This is a genomic window from Pseudonocardia sp., assembly GCF_025465255.1.
Taxonomy (GTDB): domain Bacteria; phylum Actinomycetota; class Actinomycetes; order Mycobacteriales; family Pseudonocardiaceae; genus Pseudonocardia.
Window position 1 is genome coordinate 47427 of the sequence record NZ_JAODNI010000014.1, and the last position, 6407, is coordinate 53833.

Annotated in this window: 5 protein-coding genes; 3 read left to right on the plus strand and 2 right to left on the minus strand. The window is 72.1% G+C overall.

Annotation, left to right across the window (positions count from 1 at the left end):
- Window positions 1-34: 34 nt before the first annotated feature.
- Window positions 35-703: a histidine phosphatase family protein gene (locus JWP64_RS01525; RefSeq protein ID WP_297491300.1), complete on the minus strand. Its 669-nt coding sequence runs from the start codon at window positions 701-703 to the stop codon at window positions 35-37.
- Window position 704: 1 nt separating this feature from the next.
- Window positions 705-1133 (minus strand): HIT family protein, encoded by a 429-nt coding sequence (locus JWP64_RS01530; protein ID WP_297491302.1) that lies wholly within the window; start codon window positions 1131-1133, stop codon window positions 705-707.
- A gap of 59 nt (window positions 1134-1192) precedes the next feature.
- Between JWP64_RS01530 and JWP64_RS01535 the strand changes: the two genes are divergently transcribed.
- The 3 genes from JWP64_RS01535 (at window position 1193) to treY (ending at window position 6340) form a co-directional block, all read left to right on the plus strand.
- Window positions 1193-1660 carry a PPOX class F420-dependent oxidoreductase gene (locus JWP64_RS01535; RefSeq protein ID WP_297491305.1) on the plus strand — a complete coding sequence of 156 codons (468 nt, stop codon included), beginning with the start codon at window positions 1193-1195 and terminating at the stop codon, window positions 1658-1660.
- A gap of 182 nt (window positions 1661-1842) precedes the next feature.
- On the plus strand, window positions 1843-3993 hold the full coding sequence (gene glgX / locus JWP64_RS01540; RefSeq protein ID WP_297491307.1) for a glycogen debranching protein GlgX: 2151 nt from the start codon (window positions 1843-1845) through the stop codon (window positions 3991-3993).
- 4 nt (window positions 3994-3997) lie between these two features.
- Entirely contained in the window at window positions 3998-6340 is a 2343-nt protein-coding gene (gene treY / locus JWP64_RS01545) for a malto-oligosyltrehalose synthase (RefSeq protein ID WP_297491310.1), read from the plus strand.
- Window positions 6341-6407: the final 67 nt, after the last annotated feature.

The following is a 6407-nucleotide window of genomic DNA, read 5'->3' on the forward strand; positions in this document are numbered from 1 at the left end:
GCCCACTGTACGGACGAGGCCGATCACCGCGCGGTCACGACCCGGTGACGGGCGTCCCCACGGCGCTCTCAGCGGGCCGGCCGGGTGTGTAGACCTGCCTGGGCTGCATGTCCAACAGGTCCCTGACGTGCGCGACCTCGTTCACCGTGCGGACCTTCCGCAGCCCGTCCCGGCTCGCCACGATCCTCGTCACTCCCGTGTAGTCCAGCGGGAAGGGCAGCGACAGCGTGATGCCGAGGACGTGTGCCAGGTAGACGTTGATGACCCCCGCGTGGGCGAACACCACCGCGGTGCCCCGGCCCGGATGCGCCTCGACGACCTGTTCCATCGCCGCGACGACCCGGCCGCGGAACGCCTCGACGTCGACGTGCGCGGGCAGGTGCCCGTTCAGCATCTGCTGCCAGACCTCGGGGTTGCTCCGCGCGAGCTCGTGCACGGGGACGTACTGGCGGTCGTCGGAGTCGTACTCGCGCAGGTCGTGCACGAGGCGCGGCTCCAGGCCGCGGGCGGCGGCCAGCGGCACCGCGGTGCTCCGCGCGCGCCGCATCGTGCTGGCGTAGACGGCGTCGACCGGATCGCCCTCGAGCGCGCCGACGACCCGCCCGGCCTGCTCGTGGCCGAGCGGGGTCAGGTCGGGGTCGGCCCCGCCGCCGTCGGTGTGGACCCGCTCCGGCAACCCGTGCCGGACGAGGACGAGCCGCACGTCAGGCGTCCGGGACGTGCTCGCCGTGCCCGGCGTCCCGCAGGGCGGCGCGCAGCTGCTCCGCGTACCCCTCCTGCTCCTCGGCATCCACGGACTTCGCCGCGTTCCCGAAGTCGAACGCCGCCATGTCCCAGGCCGGGAAGACGTGCAGGTGCATGTGCGGGACCTCGAAACCGGCCACCAGGAACCCGACGCGCGGCGGCTTCCAGACCGCGTCCACCGCCTTGGCGATCGTGTGCGAGACGCCCGTCAGGTGCGCGACCAGCCCCGGGTCGGCGTCGACCCAGTGGTCGACCTCCTCGCGCGGCACGACCAGCGTGTGCCCCGGGCCGAGCGGGTTGATCGAGAGGAAGCCGACGCAGCGGTCGTCCGACCAGACGAACCGGGCCGGCAGCTCGCCGTCGATGATCTTCGTGAACAAGGTGCTCATCGTCCCGCACCCTATCCGGTACCCGGCGGCTGTCGGACCCTTCTCCTAAGGTCGTCCCCATGCCCCGCACGATCGCCACCATTACCTCCGTCGAACGCGACGAGCTCCTCGAGTTCCTCCGCCCGCGGCACAAGGTCGTCCTGCTCACCACCCGTGCGGACGGCAGCGTCCAGGGCTCGCCCGTCACCTCCGGGGTCGACGCGGCGGGCCGGATCGTGATCTCCACCTACCCCGAACGCGCGAAGGCGGCCAACGTCGCGCGCACCCCGAAGGCCTCCGTGGTCGTGCTCTCGGACGAGTTCAACGGGGCGTGGGTGCAGGTGGACGGGGACGCCGAGCTGATCACGCTGCCCGACGCGCTCGAACCGCTCGTCGAGTACTTCCGGTCCATCTCCGGTGAGCACCCGGACTGGGACGAGTACCGGGAGGCGATGACGGCACAGGGCAAGGCGCTCATCCGGATCACCCCCACGCGCTGGAGCCCGATCGCGACCGGCGGCTTCCCGGCCCGGCTCGCGGATGCCTGAGCTGCGGGGACCGTCACACCCCGAGGTCGGCCGACCACGGGCGCCGGCGCAGCCCGGTAGATTCGTCTCCCACGGGTCGACGGTGCCCCGCCCGGGGCCCCGTGGCTCGACAGGACCGGGACCCAGCAAATGGTTCGACACGGCAGCCGGACTTCTCCGATGCCGGGATGAGGGGAACAAGCATGCGTCCGTGGCCGGGCAACCCGTACCCGTTGGGTGCGAGCTACGACGGGGCCGGGACGAACTTCGCGCTCTTCTCGGAGGCCGCCGAGAAGGTGGAGCTCTGCCTCTTCTCGCCGCGCGGCAAGGAGACCCGGATCCGGCTCACCGAGGTCGACGGGTTCGTGTGGCACGCGTACCTGCCGGCGGTCGAGCCGGGACAGCGTTACGGCTACCGGGTCCACGGTCCGTACGACCCCGCGCAGGGGCTGCGCTGCAACCCCAACAAGCTGCTGATCGACCCGTACGCGAAGGCCGTCGACGCGGCGGTCAAGTGGGACGAGGCCGTCTTCGGCTACAACTTCGGAGACCCGGACAGCCGCAACGACCGGGACTCCGCGCCGTTCGTGCCCAAGTCCGTGGTGGTCAACCCGTACTTCGACTGGGGCTCGGACCGCCCGCCGAAGATCCCCTACCACGAGTCGGTGATCTACGAGGCGCACGTCCGCGGCCTCACGGTCGCGCACCCGGAGATCCCGGAGGAGCTGCGCGGCACCTACGCCGGGCTCGCGCACCCCGCGATGATCGAGCACCTGCAGGGGCTCGGGATCACCGCCGTCGAACTCATGCCCGTGCACGAGTTCCTCAACGACCACCACCTACAGGAGAAGGGCCTCTCCAACTACTGGGGCTACAACACGATCGCCTTCCTGGCGCCGCACCACGCCTACGCCACCCGCGGCAGCCGGCCCGGCAGCCAGGTCCACGAGTTCAAGGCCATGGTCCGGGACCTGCACGAGGCGGGCATCGAGGTCATCCTCGACGTGGTCTACAACCACACCGCCGAGGGCTCGGAGATGGGCCCCACGCTGTCCATGCGCGGCATCGACAACCACGCGTACTACCGCCTGGTCGAGGACGACCCGCGCTACTACATGGACTACACCGGCACCGGGAACTCGCTGAACGTGCGCAACCCGCACACCCTGCAGCTGATCATGGACTCGCTGCGGTACTGGGTCACCGAGATGCACGTCGACGGGTTCCGGTTCGACCTCGCGTCCACCCTGGCCCGCGAGTTCTACGACGTGGACCGCCTGTCGGTGTTCTTCGACCTCGTGCAGCAGGACCCGGTGATCAGCCAGGTCAAGCTGATCGCGGAGCCCTGGGACGTCGGCCCCGGCGGATACCAGGTCGGTAACTTCCCGCCGCTGTGGACGGAGTGGAACGGCAAGTACCGGGACACCGTCCGGGACTTCTGGCGCGGCGAGCCCGGCACGCTGGGCGAGTTCGCGTCCCGGATCACCGGCAGCTCGGACCTCTACCAGGACGACGGCCGGCGGCCCTACGCGTCGATCAACTTCGCCACCGCGCACGACGGTTTCACCCTGGCGGACCTGGTCTCGTACAACGACAAGCACAACGACGCCAACGGCGAGGGCGGCAACGACGGCGAGAGCCACAACCGCTCCTGGAACTGCGGCGTCGAGGGCCCCACCGACGATGCGGCGGTGCTGGAGCTGCGCGCCCGCCAGGAGCGCAACTTCATCACCACGGTCCTGCTCAGCCAGGGCACGCCGATGCTGCTGCACGGCGACGAGCTGGGCCGCACGCAGGGCGGCAACAACAACGTCTACTGCCAGGACAACGACATCGCCTGGGTGGACTGGTCGCTCGCAGGCAAGAACGCCGGGCTGATCGGCTTCACCTCCGGCGTCGCGGCCCTGCGCGCCGCCCACCCCGTCTTCCGCCGGCGCCGGTTCTTCGCCGGCCGGCCCATCGCGCCGCGGCGTCGGGACTCGCTCGCGGACATCGCCTGGTTCACCCCGGCCGGCGAGGAGATGACCGAGCAGGACTGGGACTCGGGCTTCGGCAAGTCCGTCATCGCGTTCCTGAACGGCGAGGGCATCACGGACGTGGACCAGCGCGGCGAGCGCGTCACGGACGACTCGTTCCTGCTCGCGTTCAACGCCCATTGGGAGGACATCGAGATGACGTTGCCACCGGCCGAGTACGGCAAGGAGTGGGCGATCGTCGTGGACACGGCAGCGGGTGAGGTGACCACGCTGACCACCGCCCCCGGCGTCGTCGCCGCGGAGCCGCCCACCGTGACGGCCGCGGCCACGCACACGGTGCCCGCGCGGTCCCTGCTCGTGCTGCAGCGGACGAACTAAGGCCATGGCCCCCTCCTCGACCTACCGCCTGCAGTTCTCCCGGGACCTCACGTTCACCGACGCCGTCGAGCTCGTGCCGTACCTGAACGCCCTGGGCGTCGGCGCGCTGTACGCGTCGCCGCTGCTGGAGTCCGGCGCCGGGTCCAACCACGGCTACGACGTCGTGGACCCCACTCGGGTCTCAGCCGAGCGCGGGGGTGAGGAGGGGCGCAAGGCCCTGGTCGCCGCCGTCCGCGAGGCCGAGCTCGGGTTCGTGCTCGACATCGTGCCCAACCACGTCGGCGTCGAGGTGGCGAAGGCGAACCCGTGGTGGTGGGACGTGCTCGAGCACGGCCGCGGCTCGCGGTGGGCGGGGCACTTCGACATCGACTGGGACGCCGGCCCGGTGCTGCTCCCGATCCTCGACGCGGACGAGGAGAAGGCGCTCGGCGAGCTGTCGCTCTCCGAGGACCGCACCGAGCTCCGCTACTACGAGCACGCCTTCCCCGTGGCCCCCGGCACCGAGGGCGCGGGCACCCCGCAGGAGGTCCACGAGCGGCAGCACTACCGCCTCTGCTCGTGGAAGCGGGGGGCGGCGGAGCTCACCTACCGGCGCTTCTTCGACGTCTCGACGCTCGCAGCCGTCCGCGTCGAGCTGCCCGAGGTGTTCGCGGACGCCCACCGCGAGATCCTGCGCTGGGTCGAGGCCGGGGACGTCGACGGCATCCGCGTGGACCACCCGGACGGCCTCTCGGACCCGGGTGCGTACCTGCGCCGGCTGCGCGCGGCGATCGGGCCGGAGCGCTGGCTGCTGGCGGAGAAGATCCTGGGCGTCGTCGAGGACCTCCCCGTCTCCTGGCCCATCGACGGCACCACCGGCTACGAGGCGCTGCGCGAGGTCTGCGGGGTGTTCGTGGACCCGGACGGCGCCGGCCTGATCACGCAGTTCGCCGCCGAGCACACCGGCGTCAAGGAGTCCTCGCACGCCGCCGAAAGGCGCGGACGGCGCGAGGTCGCGGACACCATCCTGGCCGCGGAGGTCCGGCGGATCGCCGCCCTCGTCCCGGTCCCGGAGGCCGCGCCGAGCACGGACGAGGACCCCGGGCCGGCCGCGGACCGCGTCCGCGAAGCGGTCGCGGAGTTCCTCTGCGGGTTCCCGGTGTACCGGAGCTACCTGCCCGAGGGCCGGGACTCCCTGGACACCGCGGTGGCCGTGGCGCGGGCGAACCGGCCGGATCTCGCGGACGTCCTGGTCGCCATCCACACCGCGATGCTCGCGGACCCGGAGGGGGCGCTGGCCACCCGTGTGCAGCAGACGTCCGGCATGGTCATGGCGAAGGGCGTCGAGGACACGGCGTTCTACCGCTACAACCGGTTCGTCGCGCTGAACGAGGTCGGCGGAGACCCCGGCCGCTTCGGCGTCTCCCCCGCCGAGTTCCACACCGCGCTGGCCCGGCGCGAGGTCACCGTGCCCCGCACCATGACCACGCTCTCCACGCACGACACGAAGCGGTCCGAGGACGTGCGCGCCCGCCTCGCCGTGCTCGCCGAGATCCCCCGCGAGTGGACGGACCTGGTGCGCGACTGGGCCGTCCGGCATCCGCTACCGGACCCCTCGCTGGACCTGCTGGCCTGGCAGAGCCTGGTCGGCGCCTGGCCCATCTCGGCCGAGCGGCTCTCGTCGTACCTGGGCAAGGCCTCGAAGGAGGCCAAGCTCGTGACCAGCCACGTGGAGGCGGCGCCCGAGGTCGACGAGGCGATCGCGGCCTGGCCGAAGCAGGTCCTCGCGGACGCGGAGCTCGTGTCGGAGATCGAGCGGTTCGTCTCCCGGATCGCCGAGCCGGGCTGGGCGAACTCACTGGGGCAGAAGCTCCTGCAGCTCGCGGGCCCGGGTGTCCCGGACGTCTACCAGGGCACCGAACTCTTCGAGTACTCCCTCGTGGACCCGGACAACCGCCGGCCGGTCGACTTCGCCGCGCGCCGCGCCCTGCTCGCCCGCCTCGACGAGGGCTGGCTCCCCGAGGTCGACGCCGAGGGAGCCGTGAAGCTGTTGGTCACGGCCAGCGCCGCGCGGCTCCGCCGGTACCGCCCGGAGCTGTTCACCGGCTACCGGGCCGTGCCCGCGCAGGGTCCGGCGGCGGAGCACGCCATCGCGTTCGCCCGGAGCGACTCGCTGGTGGCCGTCACGACGCGCCTCCCCGTCGGCCTGGCGGCGCGCGGCGGCTGGGGGGACGCCGTCCTTCCCCTGCCCGGCGGCACCACGGACTGGCACGACATCCTCACGGACGCCCCGGTCGACGGTGCCGCCCCCCGCCTGGAGCGGCTCCTCGCGCGGTACCCCGTGGCGCTGCTCGTCCGTCCGGCCTGATCCGGGTCGGCCCGCCGGGGGCTCGACGACCGGCGGGCCGCCCCCACATCCGCCCGGCAACAGTTGC

Bases quoted from the DNA above. Each gene is read 5' to 3' on its own strand.
- JWP64_RS01530 (WP_297491302.1), bottom strand. From the start codon at position 1,133: ATGAGCACCTTGTTCACGAAGATCATCGACGGCGAGCTGCCGGCCCGG.
- glgX (WP_297491307.1), top strand. From the start codon at position 1,843: ATGCGTCCGTGGCCGGGCAACCCGTACCCGTTGGGTGCGAGCTACGAC.
- JWP64_RS01535 (WP_297491305.1), top strand. From the start codon at position 1,193: ATGCCCCGCACGATCGCCACCATTACCTCCGTCGAACGCGACGAGCTC.
- treY (WP_297491310.1), top strand. From the start codon at position 3,998: ATGGCCCCCTCCTCGACCTACCGCCTGCAGTTCTCCCGGGACCTCACG.